Origin of the sequence: Pseudomonas onubensis (genome assembly GCF_965653655.1) — a bacterium.
Taxonomy (GTDB): domain Bacteria; phylum Pseudomonadota; class Gammaproteobacteria; order Pseudomonadales; family Pseudomonadaceae; genus Aquipseudomonas.
Window position 1 is genome coordinate 1 of the sequence record NZ_CBFHAZ010000078.1, and the last position, 18,797, is coordinate 18,797.

The window sequence follows — 18,797 nt, forward strand, 5'->3', positions numbered from 1 at the left end:
GGATTGAATGACGCGGGCGGGGTACACGGTGGCGAGCGGATTCACTCTCTTATACGTGGTCACAGCTAGCTGTGCCGACAATGACTCCACGCCGATACCGTGCAGGCCACTCTCCCACTCGGGTGCTGGCACACCAGTGCTGGTTACGGCCTTTGCCCCGCCCGCGTTCTTCAACCTTACGATGAACCAGTTTGATGCGCGACAGCGCTACATCGAAGAGGTGGCGGGGCCTCCCACATTTACTGGGGCCACTCCAGACTGGAGTCAGGCCTGATAGGTAATCCGCCCATCCACCAAGGTGTAACGCACCGTCGCCGGCAGGCTATGGCCGATGAACGGGCAGTTTTCACCTTTGGACAGCCAGTGTTCCCCGGCAACCGTGGAGCTGGCCGGGTCAAACAGCACCAGATCCGCCGCCGAGCCTACCGCCAATTTACCCGCCGGCAGGCGCAATGCCTCGGCCGGGCCGGCGCTCAGGCGCGCGAGCAGGGTTGGCAAGTCCAGCAAGCCGTCTTCTACCAACGTCATCGCCAAGGGCAGCAACAGCTCTACGCTGCTGATTCCCGGCTCGGTAGCGCCAAACGGTGCCAGCTTGGCATCCCGTTCGTGGGGCTGGTGATGGCTGGAAATCGCCGAAACCACGCCCGATCTCACCGCCGCACGCAAACCCTCGCGGTCGGCCAGGGTGCGCAGCGGTGGCTGCACGTGATACAGGCTGGAGAAGTCGATCAACGCCTCATCGGTCAAAATCAGCTGATACAACGCCACATCCGCCGTCACCGGCAGGCCGCGCGCCTGGGCCTGGGCGATCAACGCCACGCCGCGTGCGCTGGTCAGTTGGCTGAAGTGCGCACGCACGCCGCTTTGTTCCACCAACAACAGGTCGCGGGCCAGGGCCACGGTCTCGGCAGTTTCCGGAATGCCCGGCAGGCCGAGGAAGCTGGCCACGGCGCCTTCATGGGCCAGGCCGCCTTCGGCCAGGTCGCGGTCCTGAGAGTGGAAAATCACGGTCAGATCGAACGTAGCCGCATATTCCAGCGCACGGCACAGCGTGCGGGTGCTGCGAAAACTCTCCAGGCCGTTGCCGAATGCCACGCAACCGGCGTCACGCAGGGCGATCAGCTCGGCAAGTTGTTCGCCTTCCAGGCCTTTGCTCAACGCGCCGATGGGGAACACCTTGCAATTACCGGCTTCACGGGCGCGGTCGAGGATCAGCTCGGTCACCGCCGAGGTGTCAAGGATCGGCTTGGTGTGGGGCGGGCAGCACAGGCTGGTGACGCCACCGGCCGCAGCGGCACGGGTTTCGCTGGCGATGCTGCCTTTGCGGCTGTAACCCGGCTCGCGCAGGGCGACGTTCAGGTCCACCAGGCCAGGCGCGGCCACCAGACCGTTGGCATCGATACTCTGGCTGGCGCTGAAGCCTGCGGGCGCGGCGCCAATGGCGATGAGCTTGCCGGCTTCCAGGTGAAGGTCGGTGACTTGATCCAGCCCGCTGGCCGGATCGATAACGCGAGCGCCAAGAATGCTGAGCTTCACTGGGCGTTCTCCTGCTCGAATTGACGTTGCGCGGTTTGCCCGCTCATGGCCATGGACAGCACAGCCATGCGGATGGCGATGCCATAAGTCACCTGGTTGAGGATCACCGACTGCGGGCCATCGGCCACCGCCGATTCAATCTCCACGCCACGGTTGATCGGGCCTGGGTGCATCACGATGGCGTCCGGTTTGGCACCGGCCAAACGTGCGGTAGTCAGGCCGAACAGGCGGTAGAACTCGCCTTCGCTCGGCAGCAGGCCACCGGACATGCGCTCGCGCTGCAGGCGCAGCATGATCACCACGTCCACATCCTTGAGGCCTTCGGTCATGTCGGTGTAGACCTTCACGCCGTATTGTTCGATGCCGATCGGCAGCAGGGTTTTCGGCGCGATTACGCGGATATCCGGGCAACCCAGGGTTTTCAGGGCCAGCATGTTCGAGCGCGCCACCCGCGAGTGCAGGATGTCGCCGACGATGGCCACCGACAGGTTTTCAAAGCTGCCCTTGTGCCGACGGATGGTGAGCATGTCGAGCATGCCCTGGGTCGGGTGGGCGTGACGGCCGTCGCCGCCGTTGATGATTGCCACCTGCGGGCACACATGTTCGGCGATGAAATGCGCGGCACCGGAGTCGCCGTGGCGTACCACGAACATGTCCGCGGCCATGGCTTCCAGGTTGCGCAGGGTGTCGAGCAGGGTTTCGCCCTTGCTCGCCGACGAGGTGGACACGTTCAGTGTGATCACGTCGGCCGACAGCCGCTGAGCCGCCAGTTCAAACGTGGTGCGGGTGCGCGTGGAGTTCTCGAAGAACACATTGCAGATGGTTTTGCCGCGCAGCAGCGGGACTTTCTTCACCGCCCGGCCACCGACTTCGAGGAACGAGTCGGCGGTGTCGAGGAGTTCGGTGAGCAGTTCGCGGGGCAAACCGTCGAGGGACAGGAAATGTTGCAACTGGCCCTGAGCATTGAGCTGCAGCGGGCGCTTGGCATCTAGAGGCGTCATCGCGGGGACTCTGTACAAGGCGGTTTAAAGGGCAAGGTCTTGCAGTTCGAGTTCGAGCGGCGTGGGACCGGACAATTTTACCCGTTGATGGGCTTGCAGCGACAGCGTTGCGCCAACCACGTCCGGGCTGATCGGCAATTCGCCGGCGTCCAGGTCCAGCAGGCATACGAGGGTCACGCTGGCCGGGCGGCCGTAGTCGAACAGCTCGTTGAGGGCCGCGCGGATGGTGCGGCCGCTCATCAGCACGTCGTCGATCAGCACCAGATGCTGGCCTTCTACCTCGAACGGCAGCGCCGAGGGCTGCACTTGCGGGTGCAGGCCGTTCTGGCTGAAGTCGTCGCGGTAAAAGGACACGTCCAGGGTGCCCAGCGGCGAATCGCTGCCCAGTTCTTCCAGTAGCGCCTGGGCCACCCACACACCGCCGGTGCGGATGCCGATAAAACGCGGCTCGCTGATGGCGCGGTGTTCCAGGTGGGCCTTAAGGCGAATCGCCATCTGGCTGATCAGTTCGGCGGGATTGGGCAGGCTCATAGTGGCTCCTTCAAGGCCTTGCGCGGCGGGGGGCGCAGCAAGGTCCGGACTCAAACGTAAAAAGACGCGGCAAGCCGCGTCAGTCAGGATTCAAACAAAGCGGTGTTTTCATCCAGCCAACCCTGCAACAACAGGGCGGCGGCAATGGCGTCTACCGGGTTGTCGCGGTAGCTGCCTTTTTGCCCGCCACGGTCGCGGCGCTCACCCTTGGCTTCAAAGGTGGTCAGGCGTTCATCGTGGGTATAGAAGGGCAGGTTGTAGCGGCCATTGAGGCGGCGGGCGAATTTTTCCGCGCGCAGGCACATCTCGCTGGGGGTGCCGTCCATGTTCAAGGGCAGGCCGACCACCACAGCATCGGGCTTCCACTCTTTAATCAGGGCTTCAACCTGGTTCCAGTCCGGCACGCCGTTCTGGGCTTTCAAGGTACACAGCTCGCGGGCCTGGCCGGTAATCACCTGGCCGACCGCTACGCCGATCTGTTTGGTGCCGTAGTCAAAGCCGAGGATCAAGCGCAAAGCCATCAGGCGTGCCCCGCCTGGCTGGTGAGCAGGCTGAGGTTGACCCGCAGCTTGGCGGCAGCCGCTTCCAGGCGCAGCTCACTGGCGGTGTTGAACAGGATGTCGGCGTCAAACGGGCAGGTCAGCCAGGCGTTGCTGGCCAATTCCGCTTCCAGTTGCCCCGCTTCCCAGCCGGCGTAGCCGAGGGTGATCACGCTTTGCTCAGGGCCGACGCCGTCGGCGATGGCGAACAACACGTCCTGGGAGGTCGACAGAGACACGCCTTCAAGGTCTACCGTGGCCTGAAACTTTGGCCCGGTGGGGTGCAGCACAAAGCCGCGATCGGTCTGCACCGGCCCGCCAATGTAGATCTGCACACCCTGGCAGCGCGCCGGCGGGTCGATCTCGGGGCGCAATTGCTCAAGGATATCGGCCAGGTTCAGCTCTTGCGGGCGGTTGACCACCAACCCCATGGCACCATTGGCCGTGTGCTCGACGATGTAGGTCAAGGTCTGCGCAAAGTTCGGGTCGGCCATATGGGGCATGGCGATCAGGAATTGGTGCTTGAGGTAGGTCGGGCTGACATTTTTCATGTCCACTAGTGTGGCGTTGGAGGGGCGAACTGACAAGCTGGAGTTAGTGAACGCTCCCACGCTTTGCGTGGGAGTGTCGCCTGTGACGCTCCGCGTCACGCTCTTGAAAGTGGACGCGGAGCGTCCTGAGATGCATTCCCACGCAGAGCGTGGGAACGATCTTTACGCTCTTTATCCTGCATTAAAGGATGTACTTCGTACCTGTGGCGAGGGAGCTTGCTCCCGTTGGACTGCGCAGCAGTCCGATGCTTTTAAAGCAAAGAGCAGGGGCCGCTGCGCGGCCCAGCGGGAGCAAGCTCCCTCGCCACAAGGGGGAACGATACTCAGTTGCTGGACAGCCGATCACCCCTGGCGAACTTCCAGGTGCGGATGATTTCCAGTCGGTCGATGTCGTTGAGGTCGCCGGTAAACGGCGCGAAAGGCGCAGCCAGGCGCACGATCCGCTGGGCAGCCTGGTCCAGCAGTGGCTGGCCGGACGACTCCAGCACCTGCACTTCATAAAGCGAGCCGTCGCGGTTGATCGACACCAAAAGACGCAAATTGCCATAGATCTGCTGACGTCGCGCTTCATCCGGGTAGTTGAGGTTGCCGATGCGCTCGACCTTCTTGCGCCACTCGTCCTTATACCAGGCGCCTTTGTCGCGCATGGTCGACGCGGCGTTGAGGCGATAAATGCGCGGGCGCTTGGCATACAGCTGTTGCTCATTGGCCAGCTCCGCCTCAAGGCTGGAAATCTGGTCGGAAAGCTGCGAACTGTCGAAGGTCGGCGCCGGTTTGACGGGCTCAGGCGTTGGCTCGGTCTTGGCTTTCTCGCGCTGGGTCGCAGCTTTTTGCGGTTTGGGCGCGACGGTGGTCACGGCAGCCTTGGGTGCAGCCTGTTTGACCTCAGGCTTGGGGGCGGGTGGCGGCGTGACTTTATTGACCTTGTTGTCCTGGAAGGGCGCCACTTCGGTGGTCTTGGGCACGGCCTTCTTGTCGAGGGTACCGCTGCCTTGCTGGTTGTCCTGGGCAAGAAAATCGGCCTTTTCGGGCTTCTTTTCGCTCTTGAACGTGGCGAGGGTGATTTCCAGGGTCTTGGTGATCTGCTTGGGTTCGACGTAGGTGAAGCCCAGGCCGAGCAGCAAGGCGAGGTGGATAAGTGCAGCCAAAAACAGGGTAAATCCGAGCCGATCAGCCGGGCGCACGCCGCTGTGGGAGAGTTCGGGGGGCAGATCGGACGGGAAGGGCATAAAAACCAACATCGCGTGTTTCAGGGTTCGGCATGATAACGCAATGTTGGTTTTTAGCTTCAAGCGACAAGTTACAAGCTGCAAGCCTAAAAGCGGTGCGCTTTAAACTTATGGCTTGGAGCTTGCTGCTTGCAGCTTTTCAGCAATGGCCGCCATCAGCATTTCGCCGATGTTCGTGCCAAATGCGTTGTCGATCTCGCGAATACAGGTCGGGCTGGTGACGTTGATTTCGGTGAGGTTCTCACCAATTACGTCCAGTCCTACAAATAGCAGGCCTTTTTCCCGCAGGGTTGGGCCGACTTGGGCCGCAATCCAGCGATCCTTGTCTGTCAGTGGGCGTGCTTCTCCGCGACCGCCGGCCGCCAGGTTGCCTCGGGTCTCGCCGGCTGCCGGAATACGTGCCAGGCAGTAATCCACCGGCTCGCCGTCGATCATCAGGATGCGTTTGTCGCCGTCCTTGATCGCCGGAATATAAGCCTGGCCCATGATCTGCTGGGTGCCCAGCGCGGTCAGGGTTTCCAGGATCACCGACAGGTTCGGGTCACCGGCGCGGTGACGGAAGATCGACGTGCCGCCCATGCCGTCCAGCGGTTTGAGGATCACATCACCGTGTTTGGCGGCGAATTCACGCAGCACGTCAGCGCGGCGGCTGACCACGGTCGGCGGCGTGCACTGTGGGAACAGCGTGGCGAACAGCTTTTCATTGCAGTCACGCAGGCTTTGCGGCTTGTTGACGATCAGCACACCCGCGCGCTCGGCCTGCTCCAGCAGGTAAGTGGAGTAGACGAACTCCATGTCGAATGGCGGGTCTTTGCGCATCAGGATCACGTCCAGATCGCTCAGCGGGCTGTCGATCTCGTCCGCCAGTTCGAACCACTTCTGCGGGTTGGCAAACACCTGCAGCGGGCGCATGCGTGCGCGGGCCTCGCCGTCGCCCTGGTAAAGATCGCGCTGCTCCATATAGAACAACGTCCAGCCGCGGGCCTGGGCGGCCAGGAGCATGGCCAGCGAGCTATCCTTTTTATAGGAAATGCTGGCGATAGGGTCCATGACAATGCCGACGCGAACGCTCATGGGGGATTTCCTCTAGCAAATTAGGGCGCATAAAAGTGGCGTCAGAGTGGCGCTGCGGCTGTTGTGGGTCAAGGAAAAACCACCTGGCCGGTTGCTCGATAGATTGCGCCCGGAGACTGTGCTAAAAAGACTGCCACGGCGCAGCAGCCCTTCAATTCCAAGGCTTGCGGCGCTCATCCTGTGCAACATCAGGCAGTACACACCGAAAACCGATTCGCTGTGGCGATGGTAGAGCAGATATGGAACAGCATTCCAACGCCTTGAGAGTGATGGTGATCGACGATTCAAAAACGATCCGCCGCACCGCCGAGACGCTGTTGAAGAACGTGGGCTGCGATGTGATCACGGCCATCGACGGTTTCGATGCCCTGGCCCGGATTGTTGATCATCACCCGCACATTATCTTTGTCGACATCATGATGCCGCGCCTGGATGGCTATCAGACCTGCGCCCTGGTGAAGAACAACCCGGCGTTCAAGTCGATCCCGGTGATCATGCTGTCTTCCAAAGACGGCCTGTTCGACAAGGCCAAGGGGCGCATCGTGGGTGTCGATCAGTTTTTGACCAAGCCTTTCAGCAAGGAAGAACTGCTGGGCGCAATCAAGGCTTACGTGCCTGGGTTCGCCGCAGTAGAACAAGCACACTGACGCCGCCTCACAAGGGCCGGCGCCGACCAATGTAGTGGGGAAAACCATGGCACGCGTTCTGATCGTCGACGATTCGCCGACTGAAATGTACAAACTCACCGGCATGCTCGAAAAGCACGGCCACGTGGTGCTCAAGGCCGCCAACGGCGGCGATGGTGTAGCGCTCGCTCGCCAGGAAAAGCCTGACGCGGTATTGATGGACATCGTGATGCCGGGCCTCAATGGCTTCCAGGCGACGCGCCAACTGACCAAAGACAAAGAAACCGAGCACATCCCGGTGATCATCATCACCACCAAAGATCAGGAAACCGACAAGGTCTGGGGTACTCGCCAGGGTGCCAAGGATTACCTGACCAAGCCGGTGGACGAAGACACCCTGATCGCCACCTTGAACAAGGTACTGGCCGGCTAAAGGCTCGCGATCATGACCGAGTCGCAAACCGCCTTCGAGCTGCTGCTGGACATCGACCGCCGCTGCCGCCTGCTGGCCGCCGACCTGCCGTCCCAGGAAGCCCGCCTGCAACGCTGGAGCGGGATCGGCTTTCGCCTGGGGCCACACTGGTACGTGGCGCCGATGGGCGAAGTCGCCGAAGTGCTGCATGAGCCGCGTTGCACCTTGATGCCCGGCGTCAAGCCGTGGGTCAAGGGCGTGGCCAACCTGCGCGGGCGTTTGCTGCCGGTGATGGACCTGGGCGGTTTTCTCGGCCTGGAACTGTCCAAGGCACGCAAGCAGCGGCGGGTGCTGGTGGTCGAATACAACGACCTGTTTGTCGGGCTGCTGGTAGACGAGGTGGTGGGCATGCAGCATTTCGCACAAGACGCATTGTTGGTGAGCACTGCTCCAGCCGCGCCGTTTATCCAGGGCGAGTTCGACAGCGATCAGTTGTGGCAAGTCTTCAGCCCCTTCGCTCTGGCCCAGGCCCCAGGCTTCATGGATGTTGCCGCATGACCACCGTCACCACGCCCAAACCCCAGGCCGCATCGCGCAGCCGCTCACAGATCATCGTGCTGTTTATTGCGCTGATCGTGTTCATCATGCTGTTGTTCGCCAACTTCGCGTACCTCAACACTCAGTCCACCTATGACAAGCAGTACATCGGCCACGCCGGTGAGCTGCGTGTGCTGTCCCAACGCATCGCCAAAAACGCCACTGAGGCCGCTGCCGGCAAGGCCGCCGCGTTCAAATTGCTGGGCGATGCGCGCAACGACTTTGCCCAGCGCTGGGGCTACCTGAAAAAAGGTGATACCGAAACCGGCCTGCCCGCCGCGCCCAGCGCGGTTCGTGCGGAAATGCGCGCGGTGCAGACCGACTGGGAAGCGCTGCTGAAAAACACCGACGCAATTCTCGCCAGCGAACAAACCGTGTTGTCCCTGCATCAAGTGGCTGCGACCCTCGCCGAAACCGTGCCGCAATTGCAGATGGAGTCGGAAAAGGTCGTCGATATCCTGCTGCAACGCGGCGCCCCGGCCAGCCAGGTAGCCTTGGCCCAGCGCCAGTCGCTGTTGGCCGAGCGCATTTTAGGCGCGGTCAACACCGTGCTGGCGGGCGACGAAACCGCCGTGCAAGCCGCCGATGCCTTTGGCCGCGATGCCAGCCGCTTCGGTGTGGTGCTCAACGGCATGCTCAATGGCAACCCGGGCTTGCGCATTACCCAGGTCGAAGACCATGACGCGCGCGCGCGGCTGGCGGAAATTTCGGAGCTGTTCGAGTTTGTCTCCGGCTCCGTGGATGAAATCCTCGAAACCTCGCCGCAACTGTTCCAGGTACGGGCCTCGGCAAGCAATATCTTCAACCTCTCGCAAACCCTGCTCGATGAAGCCTCGCACCTGGCCACCGGGTTTGAAAACCTCGCCAGCGGGCGCAGTTTCGACACCATTGGTGGCTACGTGCTGGGTTTGCTGGCGCTGGCCTCGATCATTCTGATTGGCCTGGTGATGGTGCGCGAAACCAACCGCCAATTGCATGAAACCGCCGAGAAGAACGAGCGCAATCAGAACGCGATCATGCGCCTGCTGGATGAAATCGAAGACCTGGCCGACGGCGACCTCACCGTAACCGCCTCGGTCACCGAGGACTTCACCGGCACCATTGCGGATTCCATCAACTACTCCGTGGACCAACTGCGCGATCTGGTCGCCACCATCAACCTCACTGCCGGTCAAGTGGCCGGTGCGGTGCAGGACACCCAGGCCACCGCCATGCACCTGGCCCAGGCTTCGGAGCATCAAGCCCAGCAGATCGCTGAAGCCTCCACGGCGATCAATCAGATGGCGCAATCTATCGATCAAGTGTCGGCCAACGCCGCCGAATCTTCGGCCGTGGCGGAACGCTCGGTGGAAATCGCCAACAAGGGTAACGAGGTGGTGCACAACACTATCCATGGCATGGACAACATCCGCGAACAGATCCAGGACACCGCCAAGCGCATCAAACGCCTGGGCGAATCTTCCCAGGAGATTGGCGACATCGTCAGCCTGATCGACGACATTGCCGACCAGACCAACATCCTCGCCCTCAACGCCGCCATCCAGGCGAGCATGGCCGGTGACGCCGGGCGCGGTTTTGCGGTGGTGGCCGATGAGGTGCAAAGGCTGGCCGAGCGCTCATCCGCCGCCACCCGGCAAATCGAAACCCTGGTGCGCGCGATTCAGGCCGACACCAATGAAGCGGTTATCTCCATGGAGCAAACCACCACCGAAGTGGTGCGCGGCGCGCGGCTGGCCCAGGACGCGGGCGTGGCGCTGGAAGAGATCGAAGGCGTGTCGAAAACCCTGGCGGCGTTGATTCAGAGCATCTCGAATGCGGCGCAGCAACAGACCTCATCGGCGGGGCAGATTTCGCTGACGATGAATGTGATTCAGCAGATCACCACGCAAACGTCGTCGGGGTCTACGGCCACGGCGGAAAGCATCGGCAACCTGGCAAAAATGGCCAGCCAGTTGCGCCGGTCGGTGTCGGGTTTCACCCTGCCAGCAGCCAAACAGGTAGACGATTGAAATGCTCCCACATTAGATCTTCATTGGTTTGAGATCTTGGCAATACATGCAATTCACGAATTCTAAGCGGAGCAGTTATGGTTGATCGGCACGACTACGTGGCCCTCGAATGGGTCAAGGGCGACATTGCCGAAACCCTGAAACAGGCCCGTTCGGCGCTGGATGCGTTTGTCGAAACCCACGACAGCGACGCTATCGCCGAGTGCCTGGCCGCCATCCACCAAGTGCATGGCGCGCTGCAAATGGTCGAGTTCTACGGCGCAGCCCTGCTCGCCGAAGAGATCGAAGAACTGACCCTGGCCCTGCAAGCCGAGCGCGTCAGCCAGCGCGATGAAAGCATCCGCCTGCTGCAACAAGCCCTCAGTCAATTGCCGTTGTATCTGGACCGCGTACACAGCGCCCGCCGCGACCTGCCGCTGGTGGTGTTGCCGCTGCTCAATGACCTGCGCAGCGCGCGCGGCGAAAGCCTGTTGTCCGAGACCAGCCTGTTCAGCCCACAGCTCTTGTCGATTGCACCGTTGCCCGACGAAGCCCTGGCCCCGCGCGCCGTGCCCGAACTGCACGAGCAATTACGGCAGTGGCACCAGCTGCTGCAACAAGCCTTGGCCGGTCTGCTGCGCGAAGACCATGGCCCGAGCAACCTGGAAGACATGGCGCGGGTGTTCGCGCGCCTCGAAGCGCTGTGCCAGGGCGCGCCGCTGTTGCCGTTGTGGCAAGTCACCTCGGCGCTGGTCGAAGGCATGCTCACTGGCGTGATCGCCAACAGCCCGGCGCTGCGCAGCCTGCTCAAGGCCAGCGACAAGCAACTCAAGCGTTTGCTGGCCCAGGGCATCGGCGGTATCAACCAGCCTGCGCCCGACGAACTGCTCAAGAGCCTGCTGTTTTATGTGGCCAAGGTCACCCGCCCGACGCCGCGCATGCAAAGTCTCAAGGAGCGTTATGGCCTGGATGAGGCCTTGCCTGACAGTGCCGTGGTCGACGCCGAACGGGCGCGCCTGGCCGGGCCGGACCGCAATGCCATGGGCTCGGTACTCGGCGCATTGTGTGAGGAGCTGGTACGGGTCAAGGAGCGCCTCGACTTGTTCGTGCGCAGCGACCGCCAACACACCGACGACCTGGATGCGCTGCTGGCGCCATTGCGGCAGATCGCCGATACCTTGGCGGTGCTGGGTTTCGGCCAGCCGCGCAAGGTGATCATCGACCAGCTCGCCGTGGTGTTGAGCCTGGCGCAAGGTCACCGCGAACCCAACGACGCCGTACTGATGGACGTCGCCGGCGCCTTGCTCTACGTCGAGGCCACGCTGGCGGGCATGGTCGGCACCGTTGAACCGGAAAGCCGTGAAGAAAGCCGCCTGCCCACCACCGACCTGACGCAGATTCATCAGTTGGTGATCCGCGAATCCTGCCAGTGCCTGCGCCAAGCCAAAGAGCTGGTGATCGACTGCATCGAAGCCGACTGGGAGCGCCAGCGCCTGGAGTCCCTGCCGGAGCTGCTCAGCCAGGTGCGAGGCGCCTTGGCGATGATTCCACTGCCACGCGCAGCGAGCCTGATGCGGGGTTGCACCGATTACGTCGACGAACAACTGATGGTCAACGAGGCGCCGCCGACCCAGGCGCAGCTGGCGCATTTTGCCGAGGTGATCAGCAGTCTTGAGTACTACCTCGAACGCATGCTCCAGGACCCCGACGCTGCGGGTGAGCGCGTGCTGGAACTGGCGACCCAAGGCTTGGCCGCGCTCGGTTACCTGCCCGCCGAAAAGCCCTGGCGTCAGACGCTGGTTGCGCCGGATGGCGCATTGTCGGCCGACAGCACGCCGAGCCAGTCCCAGTTCGATGCCTTGGCCAGCCCGATCACGCGCCTGAACCCACCGGCGCTGCATCGCCCCGGCAGCTTGCTGCCACCACCGGCCGATGAAGAACCTATCGACGATGAGCTGCGCGAAGTCTTCCTCGAAGAAACCGACGAAGTCCTCGACGTGCTGCACCGGAACCTGCCCAACAGCGTGGACAAAACTGCTCAAGGCGAAATGCGCCGGGCGTTTCACACGCTCAAAGGCAGCGGCCGCATGGTCCGCGCGCTGGTGCTGGCCGAACTGGCCTGGGCGGTGGAAAACCTGCTCAATCGCGTGCTCGAACGCAGCGTGGCCCTCAGCTCCGATGTGCAACACGTACTGGATGAAGCTGTGGCCCTGCTGCCCGAATTGATCGCCGACTTCGCCACCGACGACCAACACCAGCGCGATGAAGTCGACGCCCTGGCCGCCCGTGCCCATGCCCTAGCCAGTGGCACTGCAACAGCCACCGCCGAGCCCCACGACCCGATGCTGCTGGAGATCTTCCGCAACGAAGCCCAGAGCCATCTGGAGAGCATCAACCACTTCCTGCAACAGGCCGCCGAGCATGTGCCGCTGCAAGTCAGCGATGAACTGCAACGCGCCCTGCATACCCTTAAAGGCAGTGCCTACATGGCGGGTGTGCTGCCGATTGCCGAACTGGCGCGGCCGCTGGATCACCTGACTCGCGAATACAAGGCCCACCGCCTGCCGCTGGACCTGGACGAAGTGGAACTGCTGTTGGAGGCCGAAGGCTTGTTCCAGCGCGGCCTGCACCAACTGCACAGCGACCCGCTGGTGCCAATCAAGGGCGCGCCAGACCTGATCAGCCGCACCCAAAGCCTGCTCGAGCAACAACTGCAAGCGTTGCTCGACGCACCGAACACGGGCCTGCGCATCAAGCGTGACCCGCAGTTGATCGCCAACTTCCTGGCCCAAGGCATGGACATCCTGCTCGACGCCGAAAGCCTCTTGCGCCGCTGGCAGCAGCACCCCGGCGAGCGTCAGGAACTCACCGCACTGCTGGACGAGTTGACCACCTTGGGCGAGGGTGCGCATATCGCCGACCTGCATAGCATCGACGAACTCTGCGAAGCCTTGCTTGACCTCTACGGGGCGGTGGAAGAGAGCAGCCTGGCGGTCAGCGAGACGTTTTTCCACGAGGCCGAACAGGCCCATGACGCGCTGATCAACATGCTCGACCAGTTGGCAGCGGGGCAGGAAATCAGCCCGGCGCCGACGCGGGTGCAGGCGCTGCGCGAATTGCTCGATGAAGCCCTCGACCCGTCAGCCACCGGGCTGATCAAAAGCGATGGCAGCCGTGCCCTCAGCATTGCTGAACTGGGCGCGGCCACGGCGCAATTGAGTCAGGACACGGCGATGGACGATGAGATCGTCGAGATCTTCCTCGAAGAAGCCGTAGACATCCTCGACAGCGCCGGCCAGTCGCTCAAGCGTTGGCTGCTGGAGCCCGACAGCGCCGCACCGTTGTCCTCATTGCAGCGAGATTTGCACACCCTCAAGGGTGGCGCGCGCATGGCCGAAATCGGCCCGATCGGCGACCTCGCCCATGAGCTGGAAGGCCTTTACGAAGGCTTGGTGGACCGCCGTTACAGTTACTCCACCGAGTTGTCCCAAGTGTTGATGGCCAGCCACGAGCGGCTGGCCTTGCAGCTCGATCAACTGCAAGACCAGCAACCCTTGAGCGACTCCAGCGACTTGATCGCGCAACTGCGCGAGTTGCGCCACAGCAGCACGCCCACGGCTGCGACCACAGCCCCCGAAGTGGCGACAGCGGACCCCGAGTTGCTGGAAATTTTCCTCGAAGAAGCCGCCGATATTATCGACAGCTCCGGCAGCGCGCTGGTGCGTTGGCAGGCTGAGCCGAACAATCGCCAGGAAGTGGAAACCCTGCTGCGCGACCTGCACACCCTCAAGGGCGGCGCGCGCATGGTTGAGATCGGGCCGATTGGCGATCTGGCCCATGAACTGGAGTTTCTCTACGAAGGGCTGTCGGCTGGTTTGCTGGCGCCGTCGCCGGAGCTGTTTTCGCTGCTGCAAGGTTGCCATGACCGCTTGGCGCAGATGATCGACGCCGTGGCGGACGGTTTGCCGGTGGGTTCGGTGGACAAGCTGATCGAGCGGATCAAGAGCCTGGTGCACCCGAGCGATGAGCCGCTGGCGCCGGTTGCACTGCCCGCCGGTAAGGCCGAAGCGGCTGTCGACCCGGCTGCGGACATGGTGAAAATCTCCGCCGATTTGCTCGATGATCTGGTCAACCTGGCCGGTGAAACCTCGATCTTCCGGGGGCGCATCGAGCAGCAGGTCAACGATGCGCGCACGGCCCTCAACGAGGTCGAAACCACCATCGAGCGCATGCGCGACCAACTGCGCCGCCTCGACAGCGAAACCCAGGGCCGTATCCTCAGCCGTCAGCAGGCCGAGGCCGAGCGCTTGGGTTATGAAGAATTCGACCCGCTGGAAATGGACCGCCACTCGCAGTTGCAGCAACTGTCCCGTGCGCTGTCCGAATCCGCTTCCGACCTGCTGGATCTCAAGGAAACCCTCGACCGCCGTAACCAGGATGCCCACAACCTGTTGCAGCAACAGGCGCGTATCAACACCGAGTTGCAAGAAGGCCTGATGCGCACGCGCATGGTGCCGTTTGAACGCATGCTGCCGCGCCTCAAGCGCATCGTGCGGCAGGTAGCGCAGGAGTTGGGCAAGGACGTGGAGTTCGTGGTCGGTAATGCCGAAGGCGAGATGGACCGCAACGTGCTGGAACGTATGGCCGCGCCGCTGGAACACATGCTGCGCAACGCCGTCGACCATGGCCTGGAGTCCCGCGAAGCACGTGTGCTGGCGGGCAAGCCGGAGAAGGGTCGTATCACCCTGGACCTGACCCACGAAGGCGGCGATATCGTGTTCGACATGCGCGACGACGGCGCCGGCGTGCCGCTGGACGCGGTGCGGCGCAAGGCGATCAAGCGCGGCCTGCTCGCCCCACAGCAAGAGATCAGCGACCGCGACGTGTTGCAGTTCATCCTGCAGCCAGGCTTCTCGACGGCGGAAAAGATCACGCAGATTTCCGGGCGCGGCGTGGGCATGGACGTGGTGCACGAAGAAGTGCGCCAGCTCGGCGGCTCGATGGTGATCGACTCCACGCCCGGTGCGGGCGTGCACTTTCGCATTCGCCTGCCGTTTACCGTGTCGGTCAACCGGGCGCTGATGGTGCAGTGCGCGGACGATCAATATGCGATTCCGCTCAACACCATCGAAGGCCTGGTGCGTGTGCTGCCCCACGAGCTGGCCGGGTACTATCAGCAAGACCCGCCGCGCTATGAATATGGCGGCCAGCGTTATGAGTTGTTCTACCTGGGCGACCTGCTGCATACCGTCAACCGCCCCAAATTGCTCGGCCAATACCAGCCCGTGCCGGTGCTGCTGGTGCAATGCAACGAGCGGCGTGTGGCGGTGCATGTGGATGCCATGGCCGGCACGCGGGAGATTGTGGTGAAGGGCCTGGGGCCGCAGTTTGCGGGCGTGCAGGGCTTGTCCGGCGCGACCATCCTCGGTGATGGCCGCGTGGTGCTGATCATCGATTTGCTCGCACACATTCGCGCACGCCAACCTGCGTTGCCGGCCCAGGCGGTCGATGCGCCGCTGATCCTCAACGACCCGTTGAAAAAGCGCCCGCTGCTGGTGCTGGTGGTGGACGATTCGGTCACCGTGCGCAAAGTCACTAGCCGCCTGTTGGAGCGCAACGGCATGAACGTGCTCACCGCCAAAGACGGCATCGACGCCATCGCGGTGCTGGAAGAACACACCCCGGACCTGATGCTGCTCGACATCGAAATGCCGCGCATGGATGGCTTCGAAGTGGCGATTCAGGTGCGCAACGACCCGCGCCTGATGCGCCTGCCGATCATCATGATCACCTCGCGCACCGGCCAAAAACACCGCGACCGCGCCATGGCCATCGGCGTCAACGACTACCTCGGCAAGCCGTACCAGGAGTCGGTGCTGCTGGAAAGCATCGCCTACTGGAGCAAGTCCCATGCTTGACCACCGCACCAGCCAACTCACCGGCCTGTTGTTGCCCTTGGCCGACCGCCACTTGGTGCTGCCCAATGTGGCCGTGGCCGAGCTGATCGACTTCCAGCGCGGCGAACCGGCCAGCGATGCGCCGCCGTGGTACTTGCGGCAAGTGACCTGGCGCGACCGGCAAATACCCCTGATCAGCTTTGAAGCCGTGTGCGGCGAAGCGATCTTGACCGCCGAGCGCTCGCGCATCGTGGTGCTGAACGCACTGGGCGGGCGGCCGACATTGAAGTTTATTGCGCTGGTGATCCAGGGCATTCCCCGCTCGTACAAGCTCGACAGCGAGTTGAGCTACGTGGACGTGCCACTCTGCCCGCTGGAACTCGCGGCGGTGCAGGTGGGCGAGCACGTGGCGAAGGTGCCGGATTTGATGGGGCTTGAAGCGTTGTTGGTCGAGTCTGGCCTGGCGTGAACCCAAGCCTTGTGAAGTTCCAATGTGGGAGCTGGCTTGAACTGCGATAGCGGCTTGTCAGCCACTGCATCAACAGCAGGCCCGCCGCCATCGCAGGCAAGCCAGCTCCCACACTGGATGTGTTCGGCTCAAGACCTCAATCAATCCGCGCAAACCGCTCAATCACCGGCTGCTCCCGATGCTCGGCCTGCCACAAATCGTAGGCACTTTGCATCGACAACCATAGCTGCGCGGTACTCACACCCGCCCGCTCCAACCTCACGGCAAGGTCTGGGCTGACAGGCGCATGCCCATGCAAGATCCTTGAAAATGTCTCGCGGGCAAAGCCCAGGCGTCGTGCCATTTCGGTGATGGTAATACCCAAGGCCGGGATCACATCTTCAAGCAGGATTTCACCTGGGTGAGGTGGGTTGTGCATACCCATATCGATACCTTTACTCAGTGGTAGTCAAGATAATCGACCAGTTCAACTTGGTCGTCGAACATTCGAAAAATGATGCGCCAGTTACCACTTATGCTGACGGACCAATAGTTGATGAGGTCGCCTTTCAATCGATGGAAGCGCCATCCGGGCAGATCCAATGCTTCAGGGTGTTCGGCTTTGTCCAGAATAAACAGAACGCGGCGCAAGCGTTTTGCGTGATTTGCGTTAATGCCTCTGGTTGAACCGGACTCATAGAAGGCCTTGAGCCCCTTATGTTTCCAGCTGACGATCATGGCGCGATTGTGATGTGATACATCACACTCTGCAATGGTCTTTTATCGGATTTAACGGTCGGATTCATGATGTCTGTCCGTGGCACGATTCGGACGGGAAAGGCTAGAGAGGCTGGTTCCGAGCAGCAACCTGAAAAGTCTGTCGGAGCATTCCTGGCAGTCTGTCGGAATGATCAAGCTAGGTGGGTGCCTTCGGATCTTTCCTGCAAGATTTCGAGCTGTGCATGAACTTGTTGTGGGTAGTCATGGCGGCTAGTCTTCGTCCCGTCATCGAAAAACGGTGACACGGACGTGCAAGTCCGACGAAACTGTTTAGGCGTACAAACGCCCAGCCAACCACGGGCGTTTTTTGTGCTTGCTGCTTTATGGCGGCTGCGCGCAGGAGGTCTTCGGACCTGCTGGGTGTCCTAAACAGGCCCGGTCTTGCACACCTGCGCACGGTCGCCACCCTCATTCGCGTGCAAGCGAACGGTGGCGCTCCTTACTAACTGTTTAGGAGCTTCATCATGATCAAACCTACCCCTAATCCGCCCCTCTTCACCGTAAACCCCCACCAAAACACCGAAGCCCTACTGGCCAACGCCAGCGAAACCCTGTGCTCCCTCAACGCACTGACCTCCAACCTGGCCTTCGACCTGGATCCCGCCCAGCGCGCGAGTATGTTGGCGATTCAGCAAATGGCAGAGCTGAGTCAGCTGTTGGTCGATAGAGCACTGGAACACGTTAGCCCAGCCTAAGCGTTCCCAAAAAGGGACCGATCGTTCCCTGATTGGGACTGCTATGTAACAAGCACCACTGAGCAAATGTGGGAGCGGGCTTGCTCGCGAATGCAGGGTGTCAGTCAGTACATCTATAACTGACCCACCGTATTCGCGAGTAAGCCCTCGCGATGATCGTTCCCACGCTCCGCGTGGGAATGCATCCCGTGACGCTCCGCGTCACCCTTGCGCTGGTCTTGAGCCTTGCACTGCCTGGCGGGACGCGGAGCGTCCCAGGCGGCATTCCCACGCAGAGCGTGGGAACGATCGAAAGCCCGCTCGCCACAGGAAGCGTTTTTGCCATGAGCGTTGTGCCCAGCCTTCGGAATTTTCCTGCAAGATTTCGAGCTGTGCATGAACTTGTTGTGGGTAGTCATGGCGGCTAGTCTTCGTCCCGTCATCGAAAAACGGTGACACGGACGTGCAAGTCCGGTTACATATCGGCGCACCAACGCCCATAGCCATTCAACGGGCGTTTTTTATGCTCGCTGTATTTGTTATGGCGGCTGTGCGCGGGAGATCCCTAGGGGTCTGCCGGGGTCCGATATGCCCGGTCTTGCACACCTGCGCACAGCTGCCACCTTAATTCGCGTGCAAGCGAAAGAGGGCAGCCTCCATCACATATCGGAGCTGTAAATCATGATCAAACCTACCCCTAATCCGCCCCTCTTCACCGTAAACCCCGATCAAAACACCGAAGCTCTACTGGCCAACGCCAGCGAAACCCTGTGCTCCCTCAACGCACTGACCTGCAACTTGGCCTTCGACCTGGACCCGGCCCAGCGTGCGAGTATGTTGGCGATTCAGCAAATGGCAGAGCTGAGTCAGCTGTTGGTCGATAGAGCACTGGAACAAGTCAGCCCTGCCTAAGC

17 protein-coding genes are annotated in these 18,797 nt (G+C 61.8%); 8 read left to right on the forward strand and 9 right to left on the reverse strand.

Going from position 1 to position 18,797, the window contains the following annotated elements; all coding sequences use genetic code 11:
- Positions 1–264 precede the first annotated feature (264 nt).
- The 7 genes from ACTD9P_RS21550 to gshB form a co-directional block, all read right to left on the reverse strand.
- Positions 265–1,536: a dihydroorotase gene (locus ACTD9P_RS21550; protein ID WP_438869290.1), complete on the reverse strand. Its 1,272-nt coding sequence runs from the start codon at positions 1,534–1,536 to the stop codon at positions 265–267.
- The gene (locus tag ACTD9P_RS21555) at positions 1,533–2,537 is read right to left on the reverse strand and encodes an aspartate carbamoyltransferase catalytic subunit (RefSeq protein WP_438869291.1); all 1,005 of its coding nucleotides are present in this window, start codon (positions 2,535–2,537) and stop codon (positions 1,533–1,535) included. The genes ACTD9P_RS21550 and ACTD9P_RS21555 overlap by 4 nt, the downstream gene beginning before the upstream one ends.
- 24 nt (positions 2,538–2,561) lie before the next feature.
- Positions 2,562–3,068, reverse strand: a complete 507-nt coding sequence (gene pyrR, locus ACTD9P_RS21560) for a bifunctional pyr operon transcriptional regulator/uracil phosphoribosyltransferase PyrR (RefSeq protein ID WP_017139446.1) — start codon at positions 3,066–3,068, stop codon at positions 2,562–2,564.
- Between the two features lie 83 nt (positions 3,069–3,151).
- Entirely contained in the window at positions 3,152–3,589 is a 438-nt protein-coding gene (gene ruvX / locus ACTD9P_RS21565; RefSeq protein WP_003213744.1) for a Holliday junction resolvase RuvX, read from the reverse strand.
- Entirely contained in the window at positions 3,589–4,158 is a 570-nt protein-coding gene (locus ACTD9P_RS21570) for a YqgE/AlgH family protein (RefSeq protein WP_438869292.1), read from the reverse strand. The genes ruvX and ACTD9P_RS21570 overlap by 1 nt, the downstream gene beginning before the upstream one ends.
- A 323-nt stretch (positions 4,159–4,481) precedes the next feature.
- Positions 4,482–5,387: an energy transducer TonB gene (locus ACTD9P_RS21575; protein ID WP_438869293.1), complete on the reverse strand. Its 906-nt coding sequence runs from the start codon at positions 5,385–5,387 to the stop codon at positions 4,482–4,484.
- Positions 5,388–5,495: 108 nt separating this feature from the next.
- Complete coding sequence (gene gshB / locus ACTD9P_RS21580; protein ID WP_438869294.1) at positions 5,496–6,461, reverse strand: glutathione synthase; 966 nt, start codon at positions 6,459–6,461, stop codon at positions 5,496–5,498.
- Positions 6,462–6,700: 239 nt separating this feature from the next.
- On the opposite strand from gshB, the gene pilG reads away from it, so the two are divergent.
- From pilG to ACTD9P_RS21610, 6 genes are all read left to right on the forward strand, one after another.
- Positions 6,701–7,108: a twitching motility response regulator PilG gene (pilG, locus tag ACTD9P_RS21585; protein ID WP_010564379.1), complete on the forward strand. Its 408-nt coding sequence runs from the start codon at positions 6,701–6,703 to the stop codon at positions 7,106–7,108.
- 46 nt (positions 7,109–7,154) lie between these two features.
- Positions 7,155–7,520, forward strand: a complete 366-nt coding sequence (gene pilH / locus ACTD9P_RS21590; RefSeq protein ID WP_138813469.1) for a twitching motility response regulator PilH — start codon at positions 7,155–7,157, stop codon at positions 7,518–7,520.
- Between the two features lie 12 nt (positions 7,521–7,532).
- Positions 7,533–8,057, forward strand: coding sequence for a chemotaxis protein CheW (locus ACTD9P_RS21595; protein WP_065912202.1), 525 nt, complete (start codon positions 7,533–7,535; stop codon positions 8,055–8,057).
- A complete protein-coding gene (locus tag ACTD9P_RS21600; protein WP_438869295.1) occupies positions 8,054–10,105 on the forward strand; it encodes a methyl-accepting chemotaxis protein in 2,052 nt (683 codons plus the stop codon). The genes ACTD9P_RS21595 and ACTD9P_RS21600 overlap by 4 nt, the downstream gene beginning before the upstream one ends.
- 77 nt (positions 10,106–10,182) lie before the next feature.
- Positions 10,183–16,002, forward strand: a complete 5,820-nt coding sequence (locus tag ACTD9P_RS21605; RefSeq protein ID WP_438869296.1) for an Hpt domain-containing protein — start codon at positions 10,183–10,185, stop codon at positions 16,000–16,002.
- Positions 15,995–16,450: a chemotaxis protein CheW gene (locus ACTD9P_RS21610; protein WP_065912199.1), complete on the forward strand. Its 456-nt coding sequence runs from the start codon at positions 15,995–15,997 to the stop codon at positions 16,448–16,450. Before ACTD9P_RS21605 ends, ACTD9P_RS21610 begins: the two co-directional genes overlap by 8 nt.
- A gap of 136 nt (positions 16,451–16,586) precedes the next feature.
- On the opposite strand, the gene ACTD9P_RS21615 is transcribed toward ACTD9P_RS21610, so the two are convergent.
- Entirely contained in the window at positions 16,587–16,874 is a 288-nt protein-coding gene (locus tag ACTD9P_RS21615; RefSeq protein ID WP_020301914.1) for a HigA family addiction module antitoxin, read from the reverse strand.
- Between the two features lie 14 nt (positions 16,875–16,888).
- Complete coding sequence (locus ACTD9P_RS21620; RefSeq protein WP_305456354.1) at positions 16,889–17,167, reverse strand: type II toxin-antitoxin system RelE/ParE family toxin; 279 nt, start codon at positions 17,165–17,167, stop codon at positions 16,889–16,891.
- A 506-nt stretch (positions 17,168–17,673) separates the two neighbouring features.
- Between ACTD9P_RS21620 and ACTD9P_RS21625 the strand changes: the two genes are divergently transcribed.
- A complete protein-coding gene (locus ACTD9P_RS21625; protein ID WP_438869297.1) occupies positions 17,674–17,904 on the forward strand; it encodes a DUF6124 family protein in 231 nt (76 codons plus the stop codon).
- 660 nt (positions 17,905–18,564) lie between these two features.
- Positions 18,565–18,795, forward strand: coding sequence for a DUF6124 family protein (locus ACTD9P_RS21630; protein ID WP_219269837.1), 231 nt, complete (start codon positions 18,565–18,567; stop codon positions 18,793–18,795).
- Positions 18,796–18,797 lie beyond the last annotated feature (2 nt).

Excerpts from the sequence above, each read along its gene's own strand:
- ACTD9P_RS21625 (WP_438869297.1), top strand. The coding sequence starts at position 17,674 with ATGATCAAACCTACCCCTAATCCGCCCCTCTTCACCGTAAACCCCCAC.
- ACTD9P_RS21555 (WP_438869291.1), bottom strand. The coding sequence starts at position 2,537 with ATGACGCCTCTAGATGCCAAGCGCCCGCTGCAGCTCAATGCTCAGGGC.
- pyrR (WP_017139446.1), bottom strand. The coding sequence starts at position 3,068 with ATGAGCCTGCCCAATCCCGCCGAACTGATCAGCCAGATGGCGATTCGC.
- ACTD9P_RS21575 (WP_438869293.1), bottom strand. The coding sequence starts at position 5,387 with ATGCCCTTCCCGTCCGATCTGCCCCCCGAACTCTCCCACAGCGGCGTG.
- ruvX (WP_003213744.1), bottom strand. The coding sequence starts at position 3,589 with ATGGCTTTGCGCTTGATCCTCGGCTTTGACTACGGCACCAAACAGATC.
- ACTD9P_RS21610 (WP_065912199.1), top strand. The coding sequence starts at position 15,995 with ATGCTTGACCACCGCACCAGCCAACTCACCGGCCTGTTGTTGCCCTTG.
- ACTD9P_RS21570 (WP_438869292.1), bottom strand. The coding sequence starts at position 4,158 with ATGAAAAATGTCAGCCCGACCTACCTCAAGCACCAATTCCTGATCGCC.
- ACTD9P_RS21615 (WP_020301914.1), bottom strand. The coding sequence starts at position 16,874 with ATGGGTATGCACAACCCACCTCACCCAGGTGAAATCCTGCTTGAAGAT.
- pilH (WP_138813469.1), top strand. The coding sequence starts at position 7,155 with ATGGCACGCGTTCTGATCGTCGACGATTCGCCGACTGAAATGTACAAA.
- ACTD9P_RS21605 (WP_438869296.1), top strand. The coding sequence starts at position 10,183 with ATGGTTGATCGGCACGACTACGTGGCCCTCGAATGGGTCAAGGGCGAC.
- ACTD9P_RS21620 (WP_305456354.1), bottom strand. The coding sequence starts at position 17,167 with ATGATCGTCAGCTGGAAACATAAGGGGCTCAAGGCCTTCTATGAGTCC.
- pilG (WP_010564379.1), top strand. The coding sequence starts at position 6,701 with ATGGAACAGCATTCCAACGCCTTGAGAGTGATGGTGATCGACGATTCA.
- ACTD9P_RS21630 (WP_219269837.1), top strand. The coding sequence starts at position 18,565 with ATGATCAAACCTACCCCTAATCCGCCCCTCTTCACCGTAAACCCCGAT.
- ACTD9P_RS21600 (WP_438869295.1), top strand. The coding sequence starts at position 8,054 with ATGACCACCGTCACCACGCCCAAACCCCAGGCCGCATCGCGCAGCCGC.
- ACTD9P_RS21595 (WP_065912202.1), top strand. The coding sequence starts at position 7,533 with ATGACCGAGTCGCAAACCGCCTTCGAGCTGCTGCTGGACATCGACCGC.
- gshB (WP_438869294.1), bottom strand. The coding sequence starts at position 6,461 with ATGAGCGTTCGCGTCGGCATTGTCATGGACCCTATCGCCAGCATTTCC.